The 25040-nt window shown below is 57.9% G+C and carries 26 protein-coding genes; 9 read left to right on the top strand and 17 right to left on the bottom strand.

What is annotated here, in order from left to right; genetic code table 11:
- Positions 1-15 precede the first annotated feature (15 nt).
- Positions 16-2421, bottom strand: coding sequence for a hypothetical protein (locus tag E1297_RS19685; RefSeq protein ID WP_155141418.1), 2406 nt, complete (start codon positions 2419-2421; stop codon positions 16-18).
- 453 nt (positions 2422-2874) lie between these two features.
- Here E1297_RS19685 and E1297_RS19680 point away from each other — a divergent pair, with 453 nt between their 5' ends.
- On the top strand, positions 2875-3549 hold the full coding sequence (locus E1297_RS19680) for an HAD family phosphatase (RefSeq protein WP_155141415.1): 675 nt from the start codon (positions 2875-2877) through the stop codon (positions 3547-3549).
- Positions 3550-3626: 77 nt separating this feature from the next.
- Here E1297_RS19680 and E1297_RS19675 read toward each other — a convergent pair whose 3' ends face one another.
- The 3 genes from E1297_RS19675 to E1297_RS19665 form a co-directional block, all read right to left on the bottom strand.
- Entirely contained in the window at positions 3627-4955 is a 1329-nt protein-coding gene (locus E1297_RS19675; protein WP_155141413.1) for an ammonium transporter, read from the bottom strand.
- A 20-nt stretch (positions 4956-4975) separates the two neighbouring features.
- Complete coding sequence (locus tag E1297_RS19670; RefSeq protein ID WP_155141411.1) at positions 4976-5314, bottom strand: P-II family nitrogen regulator; 339 nt, start codon at positions 5312-5314, stop codon at positions 4976-4978.
- A 386-nt stretch (positions 5315-5700) separates the two neighbouring features.
- Complete coding sequence (locus E1297_RS19665) at positions 5701-6252, bottom strand: DUF924 family protein (protein WP_155141409.1); 552 nt, start codon at positions 6250-6252, stop codon at positions 5701-5703.
- 98 nt (positions 6253-6350) lie between these two features.
- Between E1297_RS19665 and E1297_RS19660 the strand changes: the two genes are divergently transcribed.
- Positions 6351-6578, top strand: coding sequence for a sulfurtransferase TusA family protein (locus tag E1297_RS19660; protein WP_155141407.1), 228 nt, complete (start codon positions 6351-6353; stop codon positions 6576-6578).
- A gap of 9 nt (positions 6579-6587) precedes the next feature.
- On the opposite strand, the gene E1297_RS19655 is transcribed toward E1297_RS19660, so the two are convergent.
- The gene (locus E1297_RS19655; protein ID WP_155141404.1) at positions 6588-6884 is read right to left on the bottom strand and encodes a 4a-hydroxytetrahydrobiopterin dehydratase; all 297 of its coding nucleotides are present in this window, start codon (positions 6882-6884) and stop codon (positions 6588-6590) included.
- A gap of 95 nt (positions 6885-6979) precedes the next feature.
- Between E1297_RS19655 and E1297_RS19650 the strand changes: the two genes are divergently transcribed.
- Together E1297_RS19650 and E1297_RS19645 are read left to right on the top strand one after the other, a co-directional pair.
- Positions 6980-7426 (top strand): low molecular weight protein-tyrosine-phosphatase, encoded by a 447-nt coding sequence (locus E1297_RS19650; RefSeq protein ID WP_155141403.1) that lies wholly within the window; start codon positions 6980-6982, stop codon positions 7424-7426.
- A 96-nt stretch (positions 7427-7522) separates the two neighbouring features.
- Positions 7523-7789 (top strand): hypothetical protein, encoded by a 267-nt coding sequence (locus E1297_RS19645; protein WP_155141400.1) that lies wholly within the window; start codon positions 7523-7525, stop codon positions 7787-7789.
- A gap of 16 nt (positions 7790-7805) precedes the next feature.
- Here E1297_RS19645 and E1297_RS19640 read toward each other — a convergent pair whose 3' ends face one another.
- Entirely contained in the window at positions 7806-8666 is an 861-nt protein-coding gene (locus tag E1297_RS19640; protein ID WP_155141398.1) for a phosphatase PAP2 family protein, read from the bottom strand.
- Positions 8667-8755: 89 nt separating this feature from the next.
- On the opposite strand from E1297_RS19640, the gene E1297_RS19635 reads away from it, so the two are divergent.
- Complete coding sequence (locus tag E1297_RS19635) at positions 8756-9406, top strand: 2-hydroxychromene-2-carboxylate isomerase (RefSeq protein ID WP_155141394.1); 651 nt, start codon at positions 8756-8758, stop codon at positions 9404-9406.
- A gap of 11 nt (positions 9407-9417) precedes the next feature.
- On the opposite strand, the gene E1297_RS19630 is transcribed toward E1297_RS19635, so the two are convergent.
- Positions 9418-10539, bottom strand: a complete 1122-nt coding sequence (locus E1297_RS19630) for an ATP-binding protein (RefSeq protein WP_196223364.1) — start codon at positions 10537-10539, stop codon at positions 9418-9420.
- Positions 10540-10657: 118 nt separating this feature from the next.
- Here E1297_RS19630 and E1297_RS19625 point away from each other — a divergent pair, with 118 nt between their 5' ends.
- The gene (locus E1297_RS19625; RefSeq protein ID WP_209015874.1) at positions 10658-11707 is read left to right on the top strand and encodes an AEC family transporter; all 1050 of its coding nucleotides are present in this window, start codon (positions 10658-10660) and stop codon (positions 11705-11707) included.
- Positions 11708-11741: 34 nt separating this feature from the next.
- On the opposite strand, the gene E1297_RS19620 is transcribed toward E1297_RS19625, so the two are convergent.
- The 5 genes from E1297_RS19620 to E1297_RS19600 form a co-directional block, all read right to left on the bottom strand.
- A complete protein-coding gene (locus E1297_RS19620; protein WP_155141390.1) occupies positions 11742-12953 on the bottom strand; it encodes an MFS transporter in 1212 nt (403 codons plus the stop codon).
- A 708-nt stretch (positions 12954-13661) separates the two neighbouring features.
- Positions 13662-14507, bottom strand: coding sequence for an enoyl-CoA hydratase/isomerase family protein (locus E1297_RS19615; RefSeq protein WP_155141388.1), 846 nt, complete (start codon positions 14505-14507; stop codon positions 13662-13664).
- 88 nt (positions 14508-14595) lie between these two features.
- Positions 14596-15384 carry an SDR family NAD(P)-dependent oxidoreductase gene (locus tag E1297_RS19610; RefSeq protein ID WP_155141386.1) on the bottom strand — a complete coding sequence of 263 codons (789 nt, stop codon included), beginning with the start codon at positions 15382-15384 and terminating at the stop codon, positions 14596-14598.
- On the bottom strand, positions 15381-16361 hold the full coding sequence (locus E1297_RS19605; protein WP_155141384.1) for a TIGR03571 family LLM class oxidoreductase: 981 nt from the start codon (positions 16359-16361) through the stop codon (positions 15381-15383). The genes E1297_RS19610 and E1297_RS19605 overlap by 4 nt, the downstream gene beginning before the upstream one ends.
- Before the next feature lie 13 nt (positions 16362-16374).
- The gene (locus E1297_RS19600) at positions 16375-17151 is read right to left on the bottom strand and encodes a CmcJ/NvfI family oxidoreductase (protein WP_155141382.1); all 777 of its coding nucleotides are present in this window, start codon (positions 17149-17151) and stop codon (positions 16375-16377) included.
- A 107-nt stretch (positions 17152-17258) separates the two neighbouring features.
- Between E1297_RS19600 and E1297_RS19595 the strand changes: the two genes are divergently transcribed.
- Positions 17259-18182, top strand: a complete 924-nt coding sequence (locus E1297_RS19595; protein WP_155141380.1) for a LysR family transcriptional regulator — start codon at positions 17259-17261, stop codon at positions 18180-18182.
- 32 nt (positions 18183-18214) lie between these two features.
- On the opposite strand, the gene gluQRS is transcribed toward E1297_RS19595, so the two are convergent.
- Complete coding sequence (gluQRS, locus tag E1297_RS19590; protein ID WP_155141378.1) at positions 18215-19114, bottom strand: tRNA glutamyl-Q(34) synthetase GluQRS; 900 nt, start codon at positions 19112-19114, stop codon at positions 18215-18217.
- 112 nt (positions 19115-19226) lie between these two features.
- Here gluQRS and E1297_RS19585 point away from each other — a divergent pair, with 112 nt between their 5' ends.
- Positions 19227-19868, top strand: coding sequence for a DNA-3-methyladenine glycosylase (locus tag E1297_RS19585; RefSeq protein ID WP_155141376.1), 642 nt, complete (start codon positions 19227-19229; stop codon positions 19866-19868).
- A gap of 174 nt (positions 19869-20042) precedes the next feature.
- Here E1297_RS19585 and E1297_RS19580 read toward each other — a convergent pair whose 3' ends face one another.
- On the bottom strand, positions 20043-20837 hold the full coding sequence (locus E1297_RS19580; RefSeq protein WP_155141374.1) for a carboxylesterase: 795 nt from the start codon (positions 20835-20837) through the stop codon (positions 20043-20045).
- A gap of 28 nt (positions 20838-20865) precedes the next feature.
- On the opposite strand from E1297_RS19580, the gene E1297_RS19575 reads away from it, so the two are divergent.
- A complete protein-coding gene (locus tag E1297_RS19575) occupies positions 20866-22101 on the top strand; it encodes a glycosyltransferase family 4 protein (protein ID WP_244327819.1) in 1236 nt (411 codons plus the stop codon).
- Between the two features lie 24 nt (positions 22102-22125).
- Here E1297_RS19575 and thpR read toward each other — a convergent pair whose 3' ends face one another.
- From thpR to E1297_RS19560, 3 genes are all read right to left on the bottom strand, one after another.
- The gene (thpR, locus tag E1297_RS19570; protein WP_155141372.1) at positions 22126-22665 is read right to left on the bottom strand and encodes an RNA 2',3'-cyclic phosphodiesterase; all 540 of its coding nucleotides are present in this window, start codon (positions 22663-22665) and stop codon (positions 22126-22128) included.
- Between the two features lie 512 nt (positions 22666-23177).
- Positions 23178-24230 carry an aldo/keto reductase gene (locus E1297_RS19565; RefSeq protein WP_155141370.1) on the bottom strand — a complete coding sequence of 351 codons (1053 nt, stop codon included), beginning with the start codon at positions 24228-24230 and terminating at the stop codon, positions 23178-23180.
- 54 nt (positions 24231-24284) lie between these two features.
- Positions 24285-24854, bottom strand: coding sequence for an arylesterase (locus tag E1297_RS19560; RefSeq protein ID WP_368669618.1), 570 nt, complete (start codon positions 24852-24854; stop codon positions 24285-24287).
- Positions 24855-25040 lie beyond the last annotated feature (186 nt).

Below are 25040 nucleotides of genomic sequence, written 5' to 3'. Positions count from 1 at the left end.
GCTTCAGGCTTCTTCTCAGGCGAACATGTCGCTGTAGTCGGTCAGGTCCAGAACGTAATCCGACCGGCTGTAGGAGATCGACGTGTATCCGCGCTCAGAGCTGTCCAGAGCTGAAAAAACAGCGTCATAGTCGGTATCCGCGAATGTCAGATAGGCAGTTCCATTTTCGTCATAGAAGGAAATGCTGTCTCCCGTGTAGGCACCTTCATCGTCCAGCCGGCTCAGCGTTCCATCATATTCGCCAGCATAGATCAAAATGGTGTCGGTATCAGGATCAAAGTCGGTGATGGTGACATAGCCGCCTGCAAGAACAAACGTGTTGTAACCCTCACCGCCAGTCAGGATGTCATCGCCACCGGTCGAGATCAAAACGTCGTTCCCGTCGCCGCCATAAAGGGCATCATCGCCAATGCCGCCAACTAGAATGTTGTTCCCGCTCACACCATAAATGCTGTTTTCACCATCGGCGCCATAGAGAACATTATCGTATTCGTTGCCGATGATGATGTCATCGTGGCCGGATCCGTAGACATTCTGGAAGTTTAGAATTTCGATACCATTCCCGAAGCCGTCATCCGAAACAATGTCCTGCCCCAGATCGACCAGTATTCCATTGTCCGTATTGATGAAATAAAGGGTATTCGTTCCTGAACCGCCGTCATAGTAGCCGCCGCCGGATCCGACATAGATCGAGTCGTTGCCGGTGCCACCGTAGATGGAGTCAAACCCGGTGCCGCCATAGATGGTGTTGTCGCCGCCAACGCCGTAGATAACATTGTCTCCGCCGATACCAGCCAAGACGTTATCGCCCGTACTGCCGATGATCACGTCATCATACAGGCTACCGAAAATATTGTTGATGTCGTAGAGCCGGTCCGTTGTCCCAAAGCCGTCATCGGCCAAGGCGTAGCTGCCGTTCACGTCGCTATAGGTCGTCGACAGATCGACATAAATTCCACTTGGTGAATCCGTGTAGGCTGACGTGTCAGACCCCGTCCCGCCAAAAATGTAGTCATTTCCGGCACCCGCTTGCACGTAGTTGTTGCCACCAATCAGGTAGATAACATCATCTCCGGCGTTTTCAGCACCGGTATAGCCTGCGATGGATGGATCGGGAATATAACCATAGATAACGTCGTCGTAGCTCGTGCCAACCAACACGTTGTTGCCGGAGTCGCCATAGACGTACCATCCGGAATAGGCTCCCATCAGGATGTAGGCTGTGCCGTCCATGTCAGCCAGATCATCGTCCGAAATATCCGCCAGACCGCCACTGGTGAAGTCATACGCGACACCGTCCGCCGTAATGATCAGCGCGTTTTGCAACATCGCGTCGTAATAGGCATCCGCCATGGTCTGAGACCAGGACGTCGACATTTCTCCAAAAATCGTTGCCGAATCCTCATAATTGATGTCAGCGACAATATTGGAAGAACTGCCATTCTGATACATGACGGTGAAGCCGTAGCCGCCATTTGTCAGATTGTCCGACAAGAAAACATTCGACAGGTCGGTCGAGGACACCGGCAGGATCAAAACGTCCGTGGTCGGATTGAAATCGGTTACCTTGGTGTAAGAGGCAAACGGGTCGCTCGTGTCAATGACCTCCTGACCATCGACGATGATGTTATAGAGATCGAGACCGGCATAAATTGCAGTCTTGGCCACCTTCACCGACAGGCCGACACCTGGGGTCATCATCACCAGGTTCACCGCAGACTTGATCGCCGTTTCAGCAAAACTGTCCCAGTCGACCCCCGCAACTTCCGAAGACACCTCTCCCGCCTTGCCGAGCACAAACGTGTTGCTGCCCGAACCGCCCGTCAGGACATTGCTGCTCCCCTCAAACAATGAGCCTGAGTAAATGAGATTGTCGCCGCCGCCGCCGTAGATTGTATCGTTATCGTTGCCGCCGACAAGAATGTCATCGCCATCTCCGCCGTAGATCGTGTTGTCACCTTTTCGTCCATAAACGACGTTGTTGCCGGTTTCGGCATAGATCGTATCACTGCCATCCCCGCCGTAGATCGTATCATTGCCCAATCCCGCATAGATGGTTATCCCGCGCCCGCTGACGTGCGAATTTTGCGTTGGTCCATATATGACGTTGTCTTCGTCGTTTCCGATCACGAGCGAATAGTATTTGTAAGTGTATTTGTAGGGAACACTGGTCCACCAATACGATGTTGTCGATTGGCTGTATTTGTTGTTGAACTCCGACTGACCGGAGTCGAGCTCGTAAATGCCCCTATCCTTGGTTAGATATTCCTCCTCCCAGAAGGCCGTCCAGCTCCACTCCTTCGTGGTCTTTGTCGAGGCCTTGGAAAAACTCTGAATTGCATCATACGCTTCAGAAGACACATGTACACCGTCATCAGAGACATAGTATCCGGAAGATTCATCGTATGTATAACTTGTCATTGCATCCCACCGTATTTTGTCGTGGCGGGGAGCTAATCCTACTCTAATGCTACGATAAACTATATTTTTTGTAACAATTCGTTATTTATAATATACTGAATTTATTGATAAAAAATTATAAAATTAAAACATGACAATAAAACTCCAGAAACAAACGGGCTTTAGGATTGGTCAATCCAGACACGGACATCCGGGCTCGGAAAGGCGACAAAATTTGAAGTAAAAAAAATCCAAAAATAAATTTTTATTCATAAACATCCGAAATTTTCGATGAAACATTTGAACTACCCTCAAAAGGAACAAAAAGATCAGAAAAAATACATGAAACAATTCACATCAACGAAAATTTGTCACCCTTGAAATAATCTCATCCCTATTGAAAAGCCACATCCCCAGAGAGACCCGCAGCTTCGGCAATGGGTTTGGGCACGTGCTGAAACACATGAGGTACTAATGCAGTTTGAAGCCATCCTGTTCGATTGCGACGGTGTTCTCGTCGATTCGGAGATCATTTATGAAGTTGTCGAACTGGAGTGCCTGGCCCGGATCGGCCTGACCTATGAGCGCGCGGCCTTCAAGAGCCGTTTCACCGGCATGGATCCGCGTGACTTCCGGGCCAATATCCGCGCAGATTATGAAAAGGTGGTTGGCAAGCCCTTTCCCGGCAGCGTCTTTGATGAAATGAACCGCGAAACCCGGCAGCGCTTCGAAAACGAACTCCTGCCGATTTGTGGCGCCTCGGGGTTTCTGTCGGAGTTGGGGGCTCTGCCAAGGGCCGTTGCCTCGTCCAGCGCGTTGGCACTTCTCGACCGGAAACTTGCCCAAACCGGTCTCAAAAGCCATTTCGGCCACCATGTCTACTCCGGAGAACAGGTCACCAATGGCAAACCTGCACCCGATCTTTTCCTGTTTGCAGCCCGCCAGGTCGGGGCCGCACCGGAAAACTGCCTTGTCATTGAGGACAGCATCAACGGCGCGCGCGCGGGCGTTGCCGCCGGCATGACCGTGTGGGGGTTCACTGGCGGCGGCCATATTGACGAAGGCCACGATGAACTGATGCGCGAAGCGGGCGTTGCGGCCGTCTTCTCCAGCTATCACGACATGCAGACCGCGCTCGCGGCCGCATAAAAAAACCCGGGGCAAGCCCCGGGTTAAGGTCGCGGTCCGAGCCAACGAGACCGCTTTGGGAGGTGTTGGCGCTTCTGTTAGAGGCGCTGCGAACCTGTGCCGAATTCCGGATAGGCTTCGACGCCGATTTCGACCTTGTCGAGACCAAGGGCTTCTTCCTCGTCGGACACGCGAATGCCGATCACGGCCTTCAGGATGAACCAGACGATCGCGCTGGCCACGAAGGTGAACACACCGTAGGCGACGACACCGGTCAGCTGGGTGCCGTAGGAAGCGCCGGTGTTGGACAGCGGCACGATCAGCGTGCCCCAGATACCCGCAACCAGGTGGACCGGGATCGCACCGACGACGTCGTCGATCTTCAGCTTGTCGAGCAGCGGAACGGTGAAGACAACGATCGCACCACCAACGGCACCGATGAACACGGCCTGCCAGACACTCGGGGCAAGCGGCTCTGCGGTGATCGACACAAGACCTGCCAGCGCACCGTTGAGCGCCATGGTGACGTCGACCTTCTTGTAGATCACCTGGGTCAGGATCACGGCGACAACCACACCCGCGGCAGCGGCCATGTTGGTATTGGCGAAGATGCGCGACACGTCGGTGACGTCACCGATGGTGCCCATGGCGAGCTGCGAACCGCCATTGAAGCCGAACCAGCCGAGCCACAGGATGAACGTACCCAGCGTTGCAAGCGGCATGGACGAGCCCGGGAACGGATGAACGGAACCGTCCGGACCATACTTGCCTTTCCGCGCACCGAGGATCAGGGCACCGGCAAGAGCAGCCCAGCCACCGACGGAATGCACAATCGTGGAGCCTGCGAAATCGGAGAAGCCCATTTCAGACAGCCAGCCGCCGCCCCACTGCCAGGAGCCGGCAATCGGATAAAGGAAACCGGTCAGGATGACGGTGAAGACCAGGAACGGCCACAGCTTGAGACGCTCGGCCAGGGTACCGGACACGATTGACGCCGTGGTGGCACAAAACACCATCTGGAAGAACCAGTCGGATGCGGTCGAGTAACCGGTATCCAGGGCATCACCGCCAACGGCATCAAAGTTGTAGGGACCGAAAGATCCCATGAAACCGCCGTCGACACCGGAATACATCAGGTTGTATCCGGTGATCCAGAACATCAGGCCCGCAATGGAATAAAGCGAAATGTTTTTCAGGCACTGCATGGACACGTTTTTGGTCCGCACCAGTCCCGCTTCGAGCATGGCGAAGCCGGCCGCCATCCACATGACCAGAAAACCGCCGATCAGAAACAGCAGCGTATTCAGAATATAGGCGACTTCCGGGCTGACCGCCGGAATGGCTTCCGACTCCTGAGCCAACGCCGGCACGATCATAAGGCCGAGGACTCCGAGTGACGCCGCGCCTGTTGCGACTAGTTTGTTCATCTGTGTTTTCCTCACAATCATCAAAGAGCTTCGGCGTCGGTTTCGCCGGTGCGGATCCGAACAACCTGATCGATGGAATGGACAAAGATCTTGCCGTCTCCGATCTGACCGGTCTTGGCCGCCGCGGTGATGGCCTCGACGGTCTTGTCGACATCGGCCTGGTCGACCGCGACCTCGATCTTCAGTTTCGGCAGGAAGCTGACGGCATATTCAGCACCGCGGTAGATTTCGGTGTGCCCCTTCTGGCGGCCATAGCCCTTTACTTCCGTAACCGTCAGTCCCTGGATGCCGATGCCGGTGAGCGCATCACGCACCTCGTCGAGCTTGAACGGCTTGATAATGGCCATCACTATTTTCATTGCTCGTTCCCGTTCCTTCTTCTTTGACCTCTCCCCGTCGAAGAGGTTTGACCGGCCCGTCTGGTTCCCCCCTTCAAGGTTCCGCCCTGCCAGTCCCTTGAAGGTCCCCAGAGCCCGCAGACGCACGAAAACGTGCCGGCAACGCCCCTGTTATAATCAAGGAGCGTGCCAACTCTGATGAAGCTCGATTTAAGACGTGAAAACTCAGAGGCTTAGCGGGCGCGTTGCGACTTTCGACCAAGCAAGACTAGAGGCAATGAGACCGGCTTGAGCAGATTAAAGTTTAAGCAGATTTCATTTTTTGCTCATTTATCGGTCATTAATTACGCTTCATTGCGCGGCGAACAAAAAACAGGCAGGTTGGTTTTAACGAGGATTTGGCCTGCTCAGGCCGAAAAGCCATTGTCCGCCAGATACGCCGCCTCGTCCGGCGTGGTGGCGCGGCCAAGAACCTTGTTGCGATGCGGAAACCGTCCAAACCGCCGGATCACATCCATATGGAGCAGGGCGTAATAGGAATGTTCTTGCGATCCAAGCCGCCGGAACAGGTCGACGGACCGTTCCTGCAAGGCCATGTTCTCGGCATGTTCGAATGGCAGATAGAAAAACCCGCGCACATTCTTCGGAAATGCCCGGTCATACCCTTCGAGAACGGCGTGATCGGCAAGTATCTGTGCCGTCGGATCGCCCGCAAAAGCACGCGCTTCCCCTCTGAAAACATTTCGGGTCAGCTGGTCCAGAACCAGGATCAATGCGAGCGTGCCATGTGCGGTACCAAACCAATCCTCGAGATCGCCGTTTAATCCGGCCTCAACCGTCCCGAGAAACAGGTCGCGGCAGCTCCGGTCGAATGTCTCGCCCCCTGAAAACCATTTGCTCTCCCCGGCGTCCCACCAGAATTCGAGCACATCCAATGGCGACAATATCAAATCCTGCATCGCTTTCCCCGCACCTTACATCTGCATCCTGATTGCACAGAACCAAGCCACCCTATATCAGGCGACTGACGTGTGGCTGCAACCAGGGACAAAACGTTTTGAGCGAAGGCCGGACACTGGATCTCAAAGGGCTGAAGTGCCCGCTTCCCGTTCTCAAGACCCGCAAGGCCCTCAAGAGCCTCCAAGCGGGCACGCAGGTCACCGTGCTGACCACGGACCCGATGGCCGCGATCGACATCCCGCACTTTTGTTCAGAAGACGGCCATGTTCTCGTTTCCTCTGAAATGGATGGGGAACATGGCCGGTTTGTTATTCAAAAAGGCTAGGATGTCCGTTTATTCCTGCCCGGCCAGACGGTCCATTTCATTTGCCAGTTTCATATCAAGGATCGTCAAGCCTCCGGCGTCATGAGTCGTCAGGGTCACGTCAACCGTGCGGTAGACATTCGACCATTCCGGATGATGGTTCATTTTTTCCGCAACCATCGCGGCGCGGGTCATGAAACCGAACGCCTCAACGAAATTGCGGAAGCGGAATTCCTTGGTGATCGCCTCGCGGCCCTCAGCCATGTTCCACCCGGACAGGGATTGCATGGCTGCCGCACGCTCTTCCGGCCTCAATCTGTCTGCCATTTCAAACTCCCCTTGCTTCGTAAACTTGTTATACCTTTAAGGACCTAGGCAAATTTCCTGCCCCGAAAACCCTGCCACAACCGGTTTTGAGGATCATGACAACCAAGGCCATTCTATTCGTCTGTCTCGGAAATATCTGCCGTTCGCCACTCGCTGAAGGGATTTTCCGGCGCCGCGCCGAAGAACGCGGCCAGACAGACACTTACCGGTTTGATTCGGCCGGCACCGGCGCCTGGCATGTGGGCAACCCGCCCGACCCGCGCTCCATCGCCATTGCGCGCCATCATGGTATCGATATTTCCGGTCAGCGGGCCCGGCAGGTCGTGGAGGCGGACTTCAAGCGGTTCGACCTGATCCTCGCCATGGACCGCAGCAATCTTGAAACGCTTTCAGGCCGAATGCCTGCCACCGGCACGGCACAGGTTCAACTGTTGCTGGATCATCCTCCGCAAGACGTGCCCGATCCCTACTATGGTGGACCGCAGGGTTTCGAGCAGGTTTATCAAATGCTCTGTCAGCAGGCTGAGCGATTGATATCCTGATTATTCCGGGGTTCCGGTGCAACCGGCATGCCTTCATAATTCCGACGCAGACCTTGCGCTATCAACGGCGCACCAGCCATGAAGGTGCCCGGACTTATGAAAATCCTCTGGTGGGGCGTTGCCATCATCCTGTTTGTGCTTGGTCTTGCGACCGTCTGGATGCCGATCCCGACCGGTGTTCCCTTGATGGCGCTTGGCGCAATAGTCGTGATTGCCACCAGCCGGTCTGCGGCCCGGATGCTGCGTCAGCGCCGCAGGCGGGGATCACGGCTCAACAGGGTCTTCGTCTGGCTGGAAGACCGGGCGCCACTGCATTTCTCGCGCATTCTGAAACGCACGCGCCCACGCAAGAAAATTGACTGAACCCCGCAAGGCGCCCTCAACTTGCTTTCGAAAACCTGTTCTTGAAACGGATCGCGGCGCGGCTGGCTGCCGCCGCCGCCCTGCCTGTCCAGCGCTGAAGTCCCCGTCCGGCTTTCGTGAACCAGACATCCAGCCTCGTGTCATCAATCGCACGTGCGCCGGTCCGGTAAAGCAACCGGTGCACAAAAAGCAGGACCAGCAGGGTCAGCCCCCAGGATAACAGCGTATCGGAGAGAAAATGCCCGCCAAAGGCAATCCGGTTGAGCGACAACAGAAATCCGAGCGGCAATACAAACCACAAGATCGCGGCGCGCCATGCCAGCGGTGCCACAAAGGCCAGTGCCACCAGCCACATTGACCCGGAGGCTTCTCCAGACACAAAGGAACAGTTGGAGGCGCACTGGTCCGACATCACCCAGACATCCTGATAGTGCGCCGTACCACCGAAAACCTCGACGGAATTGGGCCGCGGCCGGCCCCAATTGTCCTTCAGGATCGCATTGACCAGAATCCCAGGCCCAAGGATCAACGTGGACACCAGAAACACGGGGGTCCGCAAGGGCACCAAAGGTGACCGGGCGGGGAGCAACAGTTTCAGGAGCATAATCGCAACCGAGACGATTGCGGCAATCTTGATCAGATAAGGCCCCAGATGCCGGAACTCGCGCAGGATCGGCACATCCTTGGCCACAAATCCCTTGCCCTCAACGTAGAAAAGCCCGCTGGCCCAAAGATCCACCTTCGGAAAGACGAGAAAAAACACTGACACCACAACGATATAACCACAAACGGCCAGCACGGGGTGCGCAGCGGCCCACCCCCATGTCTTGTAGAGGGCCGAGAGGGACTTATTGTTGTTTTCAAGCGCACGGGTCATGGCGGCTGTTTAGCCGATCCGGGCCCGGTGGCCAATGGGCTTGCGTGAAATGCCGCAGCCAAAACCTTCAGGGAGGAAAGAACAAGGCCATGAACATTTCCCCGAATGCCCAACGGCCAGCCAGCACGGAAAGCCGCTTTCCGAAAATTGAGTTCTGGTGGGATTTTGCCTCCACCTACAGTTACCTGTCGGCCATGCGGGTCGAGCACATGGCCGAAGAGCGGCAAGTGGAGGTTGTCTGGCGGCCGTTTTTGCTTGGCCCCATCTTCAAAAAGCAGGGAAAGCCGACATCGCCCTTTAACCTGAACCCGGCGAAAGGCCGCTACATGTGGCAGGACATGGCACGCCAGTGCAAGAAGCTTGGCCTGCCGCTGACCGTTCCCGACCCGTTTCCGCAAAACAGCCTGTTGGCCACACGGATCGCCCATGTCGGGCGGGACGCTTCGTGGCTTCCCGATTTTGCGCGCGGCGTCTTTCAGGCGGAATTCGGCGAGGGGGCCGATATCTCCGATCCGCAGGTGCTGTCCCGGCTCGTCCAGGACGCAGGTGCCGACCCTGAAGACCTGCTGGCACAGGCGGTTACCGATGGCAACAAGATCAGCCTGCGGCAAACGGTCGAAGAGGCCGAACACAAGGGAATCTTTGGTGCACCGAGTTTCGTTACCGAAGACGGTTCCCTGTTTTGGGGATTTGACCGGATGGCCGATGCCTTCGACGCTGCCCTGACGCCACGGGACTGAGAGTGGCGGAATCAGCCTTGGTGAATGTGAGCGCTCAATACCCGGTACAGATCGTCGGCCCGAAACGGCTTTGCAACGAGACCCGCGATCCCGGCCTCACGCAATCGATCCGGCTCCACCTTTTCCGGAGAAGCCGTAACCGCAATGAATACCGGTGCATGCCCCTTGCCAGCCATTCCTGTTGCGCGCCGGGCCGTTTCGATCCCGGACATGTCCGGCATGTGCAGGTCCAGAAGAGCAACATCAAACCGGCCCTCACCAAGCTTCGCCAAACCGGCCGCTCCGCTGTCCGCGTCTTCATATGTGAGACCAAAGGCGTCCAGCATTGCACCCATCAGCTGTCTGTTGACCATGTTGTCGTCAACAATCAATACGTGCCCGGCCAGAGGTGGCTTTTGTTGGCTTATCCGCTCTTGCGCCGGTTCTGAGCAAACCGAGGCAGCGGGCTCAGACAAAGGCAGGCGGACTTCAAACCGGCTGCCGGTGCCCACACGGCTCTCGACAGAAAGCTCTCCGCCCAGCTCGCCGACCCACCGGCGAACGCCCCAAAGGCCGAGCCCGTCCCCTTTGCAACGGGCGCGCCCGGCCTCACCGCGCATGAACGGTTGGAACAGCCGTGCCCGTTCTTCGCTGGTTATGCCACAGCCGGTATCGGAAATCGAAAGACGCAACATTTCCCTGCCTTCGGTGTCACGCATTGTGCTTACGGACAGGGAAATGGAACCTTGATCCGTGTATTTGACCGCATTGTCGAGCAGTGCATTCACGATGCGCTGCACGGCAGCCGTCTCCGATACCGCAACAGCATTGCTGATATTTCCGGAGTCCACTGTCAGATCGAGCCCCTTTTGTTCAGCCGGCAGCCGGAAAAGGGCTGCCGCCGCCCCAATCAGCTCAAGCACCGATCGCGTGCGCGGAGCCGGGTTCACGAGCGCACTGTCAGCCCCGAGCATCCCATCGGTCATTGCGGACAACATGTCGATTGACTGCAACAACAGCGACAACCGTTCCCGTTGACGGTCGCTCAAGCTTTCGGTCCCGATCAATTCGGCCGCCAGACGCATGGCCGACAATGGCGTTCGAAGGTCATGGGCAAGGAGCGCGGCAGCGTCCGCGGTCTTGTTGTCAATCATTTTGGGAAGCCCCCAAGCTTTAAAATTCACGTCCAAGCTTGCCAAATCCGGAAAGCAGGGACATGGTCCACCACCTTCGCCCGCGTTGTGCCAAACACACCGTTGACGATAAACCCGGATGTCTGCCCGCATCTGCCGTTGTCACCACGTCCTTCAAGGGATTGGCAAATCCCCGGGCGGCAAACCCGAACACCTGCCCATGGCCTCTGGCGTATTTTCAATCGTTGTTCCCGTCTTTATCCTGATCGCCCTTGGCTACGGCCTGGCACGCTTCAAGGTGTTGGGCCCCTCTGTCGGCGAAGCGCTTGGGCAATACGTCTATGTCGTCGCAATTCCCGTCCTGATTTTCCGCACATTGGCTGTGGTGAACCTTGACGGAGAGACACCCTACACCCTTTGGGCCAGCTATTTCACCGGTGTTGCAGCCGCCTGGACACTTGGCACCCTGGTCATCCGGCGCGGGTTCGGCCGCGAAGCCCGGGCAGGTGTCATCGGCGGGATCTCGGCAGCCTTCGCCAACACGATCATGGTCGGTCTCCCGCTTGTGTCGGAGCTTTACGGTGGCGACGGGCTGGTGCCGATCCTCCTGATCATCTCCGTGCATTTGCCGATCATGACGGTTGTCACCGCAATCCTGATGGAACGGGCCGTGGCTCTGGACGGGCTCGGCGAAGCCGTGCGCCCCGCGGTTCTTCTCCGGCGGATTGCTCGAAACCTTGTGACCAATCCGATCGTAATCGGGATCGTCTGTTCCCTTGTCTGGCGATCGACCGGTCTGCCGATCGAAGGCGTCTTGCAGGATGTCTTGGACAAGATCGCTGCGACCGCACTTCCGGTAGCGCTTTTTTCGCTCGGCATGAGCATGGTCGCCTATGGTATGCGCGGCAATGTCCTGCCCGGGCTGATCCTGAGCCTGATCAAAATGATTGTCATGCCGGCCGTAGTCTTCGCGGCCGGCGCATTTGTGTTTCAGTTGCCGCCGCTATGGACTGCCGTCGCGACCCTGACGGCAGCCTGCCCGACCGGGGTAAACGCCTATATCTTCGCCAATCGCTACGGAACAGGCCACGCCATGTCGACCAATGCCATCACGGTCACGACGGCCGCCGCCGTCGTGACCACCGGGCTTTGGGCGATCTGGCTTGATATTTGGACTGCATCGCCGTGATCCTTTCAATCAACCGATCGGCCGATGGATCCGCTCAGTCCGCATAGCGGTGATGGTGTCTGGAGCCGCGCGTCGTCGTGACCATGATCGCAAGCCAGAACAGAAGACCGCCCATCGACAGGGCAAAACCGACCACGCCTGCCGATTGCCAGCCCATACCGGCGGCAAGCACAAGACCGGCAAGCCACGGCCCGAGCGCATTGGCCGCGTTGAAGGCGGCGTGGTTCATGGCAGCAGCCATGGTCTGCCCCTCGCCCGCCACATCCATCAGACGGGTTTGCAAGGGCACCACAAGACCGCCACCGGCACCGGTCAGAAACATGGCAGCAAACATCATCGGCGCCGAGCCGATCGAGGCCGCATAAGCCAACGTCGCGATTGACAGAAGCAGCTGAAATCCGAAGGCTGCATAGAGCACATTGCGCCCTGCCAGATGTCCCGCACTCCAGTTGCCGAGCACAATACCGGCACCATAGGTGACGAGGCCAACCGAAACCCACCATTCGGGCAAATGAACCGTCTGCAAAAAGGCCGCCGAATAATAGGCATAAACGGCAAAGGCGGCACCGTTTCCGATTGCTCCCATGGCCAGCACCAGAAGGACCTGGCGGTTGGCAAGTGCCAACAATTCCTTCAGCGGCGCGCTGTCCTGCGGCGCCGGTTCATGAGGGGCTATGCGCCAGACCATCAAGGTGGTCAGGGCCGCAAGTCCTGCGACCAAACCGAACCCGACGCGCCAGCCGAGAAACTGGCCGATCACGTTGATCAGGGGAACGCCCACAATGTTGGCAACCGCCAGTCCGAGCATGATGTGGCTCGCGGCGCGGGCCCGCTTTTCCTCACCGGCCATATCTGCCGCCAACAACATCGCCATGCCATAATAGGCCCCGTGCGGCAGGCCGGAAATGAACCGGGCCACATCAAGCGCCGCCATGGACGGGGCTGCTGCCGCAAGCGCATATCCGATCCCGATCAGCGCCATGAAGCCCAAGAGAGCGGTCTTGCGCGGGACTTTCACGGCCAGAACCGCAAATAGCGGAGCGCCGATGATGGCGCCAATTGCATAAATCGACACGGCGTGCCCGGCCACGGTCTCGCTGACGCCGAACCCGTGTGCGTAGTAGGGCAACAGGCTCATGGCCGCGAATTCACCCGATCCGATCGCAAAACCCCCGGACGCCAGCCAGAACGTCAGGCGCGCAACATGGGAGCGGCCCCGCCCGGCCGCCTGAACTCCGTCAGACATTGCGGTCTCCTTGATACTCTCGTTTTTGCGGGACCGACTGCCTGCTCCCCAGAAGCCGGGCCGACCCGGTGGGGAAAAACGGATCAGGCCAGCCAGATCGGACCTGTCCCTGCAATGATTATGCTGCAGTGCGGCCAAAACGCAGATAAGGAGGGAAAAGCAGAATGTGTAGACACCAATAAAATTAACTTCATCAAAAATAAAATAAAACAATCAAATAAAAATAGCATTCCATTGGAATAACAATAATCTACGAAAAACATTACAATTTATAAACGAACAAAGTTCCAAAGTAAAAATATATGAATATCAAATTATCACAAAATTTCTTTTATATCCGATTTTCTATGAAATATTGTTGGAGTTAAAAATACATATATTATTTACATTGCAAGCTGAGTCGTCTTCAACCAAGAAGTGAAAATGCGCAATATTTAGGACTTGTTCGCCCCAAGGGATTGAATTTCAAAGGTTGCAAAACCGATTTGCAGAGCGGAGCGCTCCTAACACTCAGCCCTTTTTACCTAAATCGAGAGGAACATCGCTTCTGCCTACAACGGTTATGCTGCGTTGCACCATGTGATGAATTCACTGTGATGAACCTTATACCGGACCGGTAGCTAGGGGGTTAGGGAAACCCACGACCGAGTGCTGCCTGCCCCGATGGTTCTCACCGGAACAGGGATTTTGCAGCTTGTTCGCACGGCTTCAGTCGATGTCCTGAACGCTCATTACCAGCTCGTCCCACTTACGCTGGTTTTCGAGGTCATGTTCAAGACCCTTCTCATCCGCAATCGTGAACCGCTTGACCGCCGGGGTCTTGCTTGTGGCCTGATAGAGCCAATAGGCCTCCGCCTTCAATGCCTCGTCGATCGGCTTGTCGATGGATTCATAAACCATCTTCTTGCACGCATTGATCGATTCCGCGGGGAACTGCGCAATGCGCTGCGCCAGAGCGTCAACAAACGGGCCGATTTCAACGGGATCCAGCGCCTTGTTGATCGTTCCGAAGCGTTCGGCGTCGTCTGCATCATAGTCCCTTGCACTCAGGATGATCTCAAGCGCCTTGCCAAGGCCGGTCTGGCGCGCCATGCGCGATGCCCCGCCACCGCAAGGTAAAATACCCATGCCGACTTCCATCTGCATGAACTTGTACTTGCCCCGGGCGGCAAACCGCATGTCGAGAGCCAGTGCCAGCTCATGTCCGCCGCCGCGTGCAAAGCCTTCCAGCTTGGCAATTGTTGCTTGCGGCACCTTGCTGATGCGCTCACACACGGATTGGAGGTCCAGAAGCTGCGCGTCGTCGCGGGAGACGGCTTCGGTCGACATGTCCTTGAGCAACTCGGTGTCGTAATGGCACACCCAGATCTCCGGATTGGCCGACTGGAAGATAACGACCTTGGTCTCCCGGTCACGTTCCAGCCGCATGGCCAGGCTGTTCAGGTCAGCCAACATCTCCTGACCTTGCACGTTTACCGTTCCGAAATTGAAGGTAACCGTTGCGATGGCGTTTTCGACTTTCACGTCGAAGGTCTGGAAATTTTCGTATTTCATAAGACAGTCCTTTCCTGTGACCGGGAAACGGTGTTTCCAGGTTGGGGGCAAAATATGAAAGTTTCAGGCGGTTGCCGGGCCTTGCGGCTCAGATATGCTGGTGGACAAGGGCCTTGATGGCCTTCATGACTTCCCGGGAGTGGGCAGCATTGAGGGCTGCGGAATGAGGGTCTGCAAATGCGCCGCTGTCATTGTCGAAATACTGGCCGGAAGCGCTTGCAAAGGCTGGATCAAGGGCAGCCCGGATGAGGATATCGGCACCGATGTTCAAATCCTTTCCCGCAACGCCAAAACCTTCCTTCACCATCTTGGACGCAAGCAGCGAGCCCGGATTGACCGCAATCATCACCGGTCCGTCCGGCAATTCCCGCGCCCATTCACGGGTCCAGATGGTGATCCCGAGTTTGCTCTGGGCGTAGGCCCCCATATCGTCCAGGCGCCGCTGTCCCAGCAAGGCACCGGTGTCGACAGGAGCTTGGGCTGCCGAAGACAGGTTCACCACACGGCCCTCCTTCGGGATGACGTTCAGGAGCAGCTGGGTCAGCAGGTAGGGAGCGAGAGTGTTGACGGCAAAACGCGCATCAAGCCCGTTTTCAAGAACGGGATGCGGCAGCTTGTAAACCCCGGCATTGTTGATCAGGACATCCAGCCGGTCATGTTTGACGCGGATGTCCGCAGCAAGCTTGCGAACATCTGACATGTCCGACAGGTCTGCCGCATAGGTCTCAACAGAACCTTCAAACTCAGAAGTTGCAGCCACCAGTTTTGCGCGGTTTCGGCCATGGAGCAATATAGTGTGCCCATCGGCTGCAAGTTTTTTGGCCGTGAGCAATCCAATGCCATCGGTGGAGCCGGTAATGAGAATGGTCTTGGTCATGTGATGGTCCCTTGATCAAAGTCGGGCAGCAGGGTGTCTGCAAGCTGGTTGAGTGTGGTCTCGATCGAGGCCTGATTGAACCTGAGATTGAGGGCGGCGTGATTGATCCCGAGCTGCTCGATCTCTTTCAGATACCCGTGCAGGAACACGGTGCCGGATCGAAAGCCGAGATGGATCGGTTGCGGCGGCGCGTCAGGGTCTTCCAGCAGATCGACATAGAGCGACTGCACCACAGGCTTGTCCGGCTCGCCGGCATTCACCAGCCCTTGCCGGTAGGCGGAGACTGACCGGCCCTGCGATACCGGATCCCGGGGATAGGTTATCCAGCCATCTCCGTTCCGTGCGGCCCAGTCTGCAGGTTGCTGGCTCCTACCGGTAATCAGTAGCGGCAGACGCGGGCCGGTTGGCTTGGGCAACAGGTCGATATCGCCGGTCAAATGGCCCTGCAGGCCGGTGTGACGTGGATAGGGGGCTGCGGCTGCCCGGATATAGGCGAAGCTGTCCCGAAACCGTGTACCCCGGTCCGGGTAGGTCCGATTGAGCGCCGGGTATTCTTCCGGACGGTCTCCCGATGCGACGCCGAGCAGCAATCTGCCTCCGGAAAATTGGTCTGCTGTCGCTGCAGCCTTCGCCACATGGGCGGGATGGCGCAAGGGCAGGATCACGCTGGCTGTCCCGAGCGCAATATGGTCTGTTACCGCGGCAAGAAGCCCCAGATATACAAAGGGGTCGAAGATCTGTCCGGGATCGCCGAACGCTGGGACATTGAAGGGCACATCCCGGAGCCAGAGCGCGGAAAACCCGAGGCGTTCCGCCAATTGCGCGGTTTCGATGTGTCCCTGCAGGCTAGGGGTTGCTCCGACCGAAAAGGCCTCAAGCGGCAAGACCAGCCCAAGGCTGAGGCGCCGGGGTTGGAAAACCCGGTTGTAAGCCCTGTTGATGGGCGGAAACCCCTCGGGTGATGTCTTGTCCAACATGGCTGTCTCTTGTTCAGTAGCGCAAAAGGGTACGGCTTTCGATGCTCTTGCGAACCCGATGTATGGTGGGGTCCTCCACCATATCCAGCGCGCTGTGCGCAACCGATGCCAGGCCCTGATTGTCATATATGTTGAAAATCGCCACCTCGTCCGGGGTCATGGCGGAGCGGTAGACCCATTCATGGTCCGGATTGCCTGCAAGGCCCATGATCTGCCCCTTTCGGTCCGGATAAATCAGATCGATAAGGATCCAGTCTTCATGATCAATACTATCCGGACGCACGAAGCCGAGTGGCGCACTGTTGATCGGATGTTCAATCGGCCGCCAGACATTGATGAAGGCATAATGCCCCCGGCTCCACTCGATGGCTCGCTCCCGGCCGATGAGGTCAATCAGGCGCTGCCTCGCTCCCGCTTCGCTGTAGTCGCTGTGTACATTGCGGGCCGGTTGCCGTGTTGCCTCCGGGTCGTCCACCCGGACCGTGTGATCGAAGACCACAACCTCGCGCGCTCCGGTCTGTTTTGTCAAAAGCGCCGTAAGTTCACGATCATATGTCTTTTTCCAGGCTGTGCCGGAATAATCTCGAACGATACTGGGGGAGGTGATGAATGTCACAGCATCCTTTGAAAAACTGACCGTATGCTCCGCGTCTCGCGTGTCGGACAGCCGTACCTTTGTGGGGGCCAGTTCCGGCGAAATCAGGTTGCCGGTGATGCCACCTGCATCCAGCACGAACGCTTGCCGCTCACCCTTGTGGACGTGATAGTTGACTGTCGCCAATCGGGGCATGTCCGATCCTTTTCGTGATCCGTGCCGTCATTGACCGGAAATATGATTGCCGCTAACTCATAAATAAATAGCGTTTTTCTGGATTAATAATTCGGATTTTAAAGATAATGAGCTTTGACACCGACGGACTGCGCCTGTTTGTACTCGCGGCAGAAAGACTGAATATCAGCAGCGCAGGACGTGATTTGGGAATGGCCCCGGCTGTGGCCAGTGCCAAGCTCGCAAAACTCGAGAAATCGCTGGGCGCGGAACTGATGCACCGCTCGACCCGCAAGGTGTCCCTGTCGCTCGAAGGTTCGGAATTTCTGCCCTATGCCAGGGAAATTCTGGCTCAGGAAGATGCGGGCCGCGCTGCCCTCGGACAGGGAAAGGCGATGGTCACCGGGACTTTGCGGTTCGCGGCCTCCAGCACCTTTGCCCAGAAATACATCCTGCCGATCCTGCCGGACTTTATCGATGCACAACCGGACCTGTTTCTGGACTTGCGGCTGTCGGATACGCAAATCGACTTGCTTGAGGGCAGTTTCGATCTCGCGCTGCGCAATGCCGTTTTGGAGGATTCCAGCCTGCGGTGCCGCAAACTTGCAGATGACACCCGCGTCCTGTGTGCCTCGCCGGCATATCTTGAGCAATTCGGCGCCCCCACGAGCCCGGAAGACTTTCACAAGCACCGGCTGATCGCTTTCCGCCACCGTGTCCCCCGCACAATGACCTCGGCTGTGGGCGAGACCGTCCGGCTGGATCCGGCCGAATGGGACTGCCGGGTCGCGCTGGACGACGGGCAAAGCCTCAAACTTGCCTGTCTTTCAGGGCTGGGCATTGCCGAAAACTCCCTCTGGAGCGTGCATGACGATCTTCAAAATGGCCGCCTTGTCCGTGTGCTGCCTGATTTCGAGATCGCCAAGGGAACGTTTCTTTGGCTGGTATACCCGCAAACCAACGTGCTTTCGGCCAAGGTCCGGGTGTTCATCGACTTCCTTCTGGACCGGATTGGCCGCAATCCGCCCTGGGCGGCCAGTCGTTCATCCTGACCCCGACAGCACTTTTCAGCCCTCACACTGTCTCACCCCAGACCGAGTCGCTTCCGGATGTCTGCACCCGTCACGCCATCGGCGCGCAAGGCGCGCAGACTGGTTGAGCCCGTGGATTTTGAAAGCTTGCGCCCGTCATCGCCCAGGATCAGCGGGTGATGCCGGTAGAGAGGCTCGGGCAGGCCCAAAAGGGTCTGCAAAAGCCGGTGAACGCCGGTCGCCGCATAAAGATCCTGTCCCCGCAGCACATCGCTCACGCCCTGCAACGCGTCATCGGCCACCACCGACAGATGATAGCTGGTCGGGGTGTCCTTGCGGGCCAGCACCACATCGCCCCAGACTGAGGGATCGCAAGAGACTGTTTTGACAGCTTGTTGAAGGCCGTCCGGGCCGGCCCCGCCCTCCTGCCAGGTCAGCCTCTCCGGCCGGACCTCACGCAAGAGATCCAGCGCTTTTGCCATATCAAGTCTGAGAGCGAAGTTCGCTTCACTCTCAAGCCGCTCCGCAATGACGTCCCTGCTCAGGATGGCCGTATCTTTCGGAACCAGCGGTGCCCCATCCGGATCGCGCGGCCAGACATGCCCCCCCTGTTCCTGCTCCACCACAAAACGCTTGATTTCCGACCGGGTCAAAACGCTCTTTGTCACAAGGCCAAGCCTCGTAAGCGTGTCGAGATGGGTCTGATAGGCTGCAAACCTTTCGGACTGGCGCAGCACCGGGGTTTCCCAGTCAAGGCCGAGCCAGTGAAGATCCTCCATCATGGCAGCTTCCAGTTCCGGCGTGCAGCGGGTGCGGTCGATGTCCTCGACCCGAAGCAGAAAACGGCCCCCCAGCCGTCTTGCAGCCTCGAAGTTCAACAGAGCCGAATAGGCATGACCCAGATGCAAATGCCCGTTGGGCGAGGGCGCAAAACGGAACACCGGGCTGGACATCAGCAAAAAGCCCTTTCAAAACAGACGGCAACACACCCGCCTCTGGTACTGAACCCGGCCCATGAGGGCAAGCGGGGGCCTGCTCTTATGACTTGCCGCAAGAAGGATCTGAATGACCCGCATTGAAACACTTGCCGATATCGAAACCGGCCTTCGTGCGCTGACGGCCGCCGATCCGCGGCTAGAGCCGATTGCGCGCATGGCAGGAGACATTCCCTTGCGGCGGCTGGCACCCGATTATGCAGGTCTTGCGCAGATCGTTACCGGCCAGCTGGTGTCGGTCGCAAGTGCGGCTGCGATCTTCAAGCGGCTGGAGGCCAGCGTCGTGCCTCTGACGGCAGAAGAAATTGCTCGCGTCAACGATGCCACCCTGGCCGAAGCCGGTTTGTCCCGGCCGAAAATCCGCACGCTGCGTGCTGTGTCCGAAGCCTGCCTCAATGGGCTCGATCTGGCCGCGCTCGCCAACCGTCCCGCCGAGGAGGCCCATGCCACGCTGTGCGAACTCAAGGGCATCGGCCGCTGGTCGGCGGATATTTTCCTGCTGTTTTGCGCCGGTCACCGCGATGTCTTTCCAAGCGGCGACCTAGCGCTTCAGGTTGCCGTTGAAAAGGCCCTCGGGTTGCCGGAGCGCCCGAAACCCGCCGAACTCGACAAAATAGCACAAGACTGGGCCCCCTGGCGCGCCGTGGCCGCCCGGCTGTTCTGGGCTTGGTACCGGGTTTACAAGAACGGCTCCGAGACCATGCCGGTCTAGGGCCAAGTCAATCAAATTACATCGTCTCTAGCTTGGCAAATTCACTCTGAAACCGTCATCCCGCCCAAGCCTTCGCGCGGAGCCGGGATCGGAGAGCCCGGAACCCGGCCGAACGGCGACGCGCGGGATGAAAGTGCCCAATCAGATCGCTGTTCACTCCTGTGCCCCCGATGCTCAGCCCTTCATGAGATCGCTCACCGCATTGAGCAGCATGTCGATGTCTTGTGGCCGGGACAGGCGGTGATCGCCGTCCGGGACCAGTGTCATGGTGACATCGTCATCAGGCAAGGCCCGCAGCAAGCGCTCCGCATGCTGCCACGGCACATCCTCATCCCGGATCCCTTGCAGGATCTTGATCGGGAAACCGAAATGCAGCAGCCGGTCGAGAATGAGGTGCTTGCGGCCGTCCTCGATCAGCTTGCGGGTGATCACATACGGGTCGCCGGAATATGCGGACGGGGCCTCGAACCGGCCCTCGCGTTCGATCACGGCCCGGATCTCCGGGGTAAAGCGCTGCTTCCACATCAGCTCTTCAGTGAAATCAGTCGCAGGTGCGATCAAAACCATGCCCTTGATGTTTTTTGTTTCTCGCCGCTGAAGCGCCAGCAGCAGCGCCATCCAGCCGCCCATGGACGACCCGACAATGACGGTCGGAGCGGTGCAGTAACGGTCGAAAACGGCAATCGCTTCCTCCAGCCAATCCGAGACGCAAGCGTCTTCAAATGCGCCACTGGATGCCCCGTGGCCCGAATAGTCGAACCGCGTGCAGGCAACACCGGATTGGACCGCCCAGGCCGACAGGGCCTCCGCCTTGGTGCCGGTCATGTCGGACTTGAAGCCCGACAGCCAGAACAGGCCCGGGGAAGCGCCTTCATCATGAAGCACGGCGATCTCCCGAAGACTTGCGTCCTTTCCACCGCGCGCGGCAGCTTTCCCGGGGGTGACGAATTGCGGTCGGCGTGCGGTCATATTATGGCTCTCATCGAGAATTACGTGCTTGCAATCAATTGACACAGGGCATGCCAATTTTGAAGTGCCCCCGGACAAGGACCTGTTCGTGCAGACCGATAAATCCCTGACCGTTCTCCAAGTCCTGCCCGAGCTGGTAACCGGCGGCGTGGAACGCACCACTGTCGATGTGGCCCGCGCCATTGTCGAGGCGGGCGGAATGGCGCTGGTCGCAAGCGGCGGCGGACCTCTTGTTGCGGACATTATCGCAGCTGGCGGGGAACATTACGAGTTACCGCTCAAATCGAAGAACCCTTTCACCATGCGGCAGAACGTCAAGGCGCTTCAGGATCTGGCACAGGCACGCAGCGCAACAATCGTCCATGCCCGCAGCCGGGCTCCGGCCTGGTCGGCCTATTTCGCCGCCAAACGCCTCGGCCTGCCGTTCGTGACGACCTATCACGGCTTTTACAAACAGAAATCCCGGCTAAAGGGTTTTTACAATTCGGTCATGGCACGCGGCGACCGGGTGATTGCCAATTCCCATTTCACCGGGCGATTGATTGCCGAGCGGCATCCGTTTTCGGCAGACCGAATCACCGTCATCCAGCGCGGATCGGATCTGGACGGACTGGCCCCGGAAGCGGTCAGCGAATTGAGAAAGCAGCAGTTGGCGGCCAGCTGGGGCCTTGCTCCCGGCCGCCCTGTCATCCTGCAATTGGGCCGTCTGACCGGCTGGAAGGGACAACGTGTGGTCATTTCGGCCATGACCGAACTGCGCAACCGCGGCATTACCGAACCGGTCGCGATCCTTGCAGGGGATGCACAGGGACGCACCGGCTACCTGAATGAGCTCAATCAGCAGATAGAGGCATCCCGCATCGGCGATCAGGTGAAACTGGTCGGCCATTGCGACGATGTTGCTGCCGCCCTTGCCCTGTCTTCGGTCTCCGTTGTCGCCTCCGTGGAACCCGAAGCCTTCGGGCGGGCGGCCGTCGAAGCCCAGGCGGCAGATGTGCCGGTGATTGTCTCGGACCTCGGCGCGGTGCCGGAAACCGTGCTCGCGCCGCCAGAGGTTGACGACGCTGAGCGTACCGGATGGCGGGTGCCTCCTGGCAACAGCGTGGCTATTGCAGATGCCATAGAGCATATTTTCTCGCTGGCACCATCCGAACGGGCAGCCCTGCTCGGGCGCGCCCGGCGCCATGTCTCTGACAAGTTCAGTGTTGGCGCAATGACCGGCGCGACCCTTCAGGTCTATCGCGAGCTGTTGAGCAGCCGATAAGGCCGCTCACAATGCCGGCTGGTTTCACGCAGCCAGGGGATAGGCCTCTTCCACCAGATAAGGCCCGCCGCCGACACTCGCTTTTGCGGAAAACAACACAAACCGCCCCGCAATAAACGGCGGCGCCTGAAAGTCGCCGCGTTCGGCAAGCCACTTGGCCACATCCGCATTGCTCGACGTCCGGCACCGGGCAATCGTGACATGAGGCGTATATTTGCGCCGTTCCGGCGGCAGGTTGAGACGCTGGATGATGCGCTCCTGCTCGGCCTGCAGCTCGGCAAGCTGGGGGGTGGGTTCAACCCTCGCCCACACAGCATGGGGCTGCTTGCCGTTTCCGAACGAGCCCAGACCATTGATCCGGATCTCCACCGTCCGCCGCCGCACACGATCAAGCGCATCGGCGATTTCGTCCGCAGTGCGGTCGTCGATATCTCCGATGAATCTCAATGTGATATGGAAGTTTTCCGGGTCGATCCAGCGCGCACCCCGCAGCCCCCCCCGGAGCATGGAAAGCATGAGCCCTGTCTGGGACGGGATCTCAAGACCTGTAAACAGTCGCGGCATTGGATAGCCCTCCGCTGTCGCTGATGATTCCATGAGGAATCAACTTCTTCCAAAGCGCAAGTTAAATCCTCAAACCTCTGATATTCCAAACCTATTTTCCGAGCTTTTCAACGAAACCATTCGCGGAACTGGTCAATCAGGCGGATTTCCAAGCTTGTGTGATTCTGCTCAAGGATCAGAAAAAGCCCCTTGCGCAAACCCCTTTAAGACCTTCCCGATGACACCTTGAAGACAAGCCCGAAACCGGCCAAAAATGGCCAGCCTTGCAAACAAGGCTCGATCAACGGCGCAGCGATCCGTCGCACGAAAGTCACCATTGGTCAGGTTTGGTCATTGGTAAATAAGCGGTCACCCTCATGCGCCATCCCGGACAAGCCTTGGCGCGACCCGGGACCGGAGAACCTTGACATCACTGATTTCATTGGCAAACCGATCCCGGATAAAACATTTCAGTTATTCCGGGATGACTGTCAGGACGCAGAATTAAAGCCCCGATCTGATCATTGTTCAGTCTAGGGGCAAGGGTTTCCGGTCAGCTGATGGATTGCATTGATCCGCTCCTCGGCCTCCGGCGTGAGCGTAACCCCGGCAGACGCGAGATTGGTGTCAAGCTGCTCCATGGTGGTTGCCCCGATGATCACCGAAGTCATGAACGACCGGCCAAGCGCAAAGGCAAGCGACATCTGGGCCGGGTCAAGCTCCAGTTCCTGCGCCAGATCGAGATAGCGATTGATGGTATCTTCGGCCCCAGGCTTCTCGTAGCGGTTCAGCCTCTCGAACAGGGTTTTCCGCGCGCCCTTGGGCATCGCGCCATCCCGGTACTTGCCGGTCAGATATCCCTGCGCGAGCGCAGAATAGGCCAGAAGGCCGACATTCTCGCGCCGGGCAATCTCCGCCAGACCGGTCTCGAAGGTCCGGTTGACCAGCGAATAGGCATTCTGGATGGAAACGGGCCGGGGCAGACCGCGTTTATCCGCTTCGGCCAGATAGGTCATTGTCCCCCAGGGGCTTTCGTTCGAAAGTCCGACATGGCGGATTTTGCCGGCCTTGACCAAATCGCCGAGGATTTCCAGTGTCTCGCCAATCGGGTTCTCGTCTTCGGCCGGGTCCACATCAACCCATTGGGTCGGGTTGGAGCCGAAGCCGGAGACATTCCGGTCCGGCCAGTGGATTTGATAGAGGTCGATATAGTCTGTCTGAAGATTTCGCAGGCTGCGGTTGACGGCTTCCTCGATTTGGAACCGGTTCAGTTGGCCGGTCGAACCGTCTTCGCGGAACCAGTCCATCACCGTGCGTCCGACCACTTTCGTTGCCAGAACGATCTTGTCCCGGCTGCCGCGCGCCTTGAACCAGCTGCCGATGATCCGCTCGGTACGGCCCTGGGTCTGCTTGCTTGGCGGGATCGGATAAAGCTCGGCCGTATCAAAAAAATTCACGCCACGGTCGGTAGCCAGATCCATCTGCGCATGGCCTTCGGCTTCCGTATTCTGTTCGCCATAGGTCATGGTTCCAAGGCAAATCGAGCTGACCTTGATGTCGGTGCGGCCAAGACGGCGCTGATCCATCGGAAAATCCTTCAGATGTCCAAAAATATTCAGTGTCGGGCTGAGCCCGCGCTGTCAGGACGACCCGGCGCGGGTGATAAGTTGTTCCACGTGGGGTAGCACATTCTCCACGATCACGGAAACACCCTCGCCTGTCGGATGGATCCCGTCAGCCAGATTGAGGGACGGATCCATCGCGACACCTTCAAGGAAAAACGGATAATGCAAAGCATCGTTTTTCTCTGCGACCTGACCGAAAATCGGGTCGAACCGGGCGGCATAATCCTCACCCAGATTGCGCGGCGCCATCATGCCGGTCACCAGAACATCCACCCCGCGCGCGCTCAGACGGCTGACGATCTCGTCGAGATTCTCGCGGGTTTTCTGAGGCGGGATGCCGCGCAGGGCATCATTGGCACCGAGTTCCAGGATCACGGCATCAACATCCGGCCCGACCGACCAGTCCAGCCGCGACAAGCCTCCCGAGGACGTGTCGCCGGACACACCGGCATTGACCACTTCCACGTCATGCCCCCGGTCGATGAGCGCCTGTTCAAGCTGTTCCGGGAACGCCTGGTCCGGCGGCAACTGGTACCCGGCCGACAGGCTGTCGCCAAGCACCACGATCTTGAGGGGATCGGCCATTGCTTCGCCGGCCGCACTGACGCCAAACAAGACGGCGCCGGCCAATACAGTTTGATACATTTTTCTCAAAACCATGGGGCTGGAAGGCCTTCTTTCTGTGTCCCATATCAACGCGGACGTGTAAGTTCACATCATTTGAAGTCGGAGCTTCTCGGGAAATCCTGTTGCCGCCCAACTGCGTAAACC

The sequence above is a fragment of the Roseibium sp. RKSG952 genome (assembly GCF_009711355.1).
Note: the sequence above shows the minus strand (reverse complement) of the source record. Positions and strands in the feature narration are given on the sequence as shown.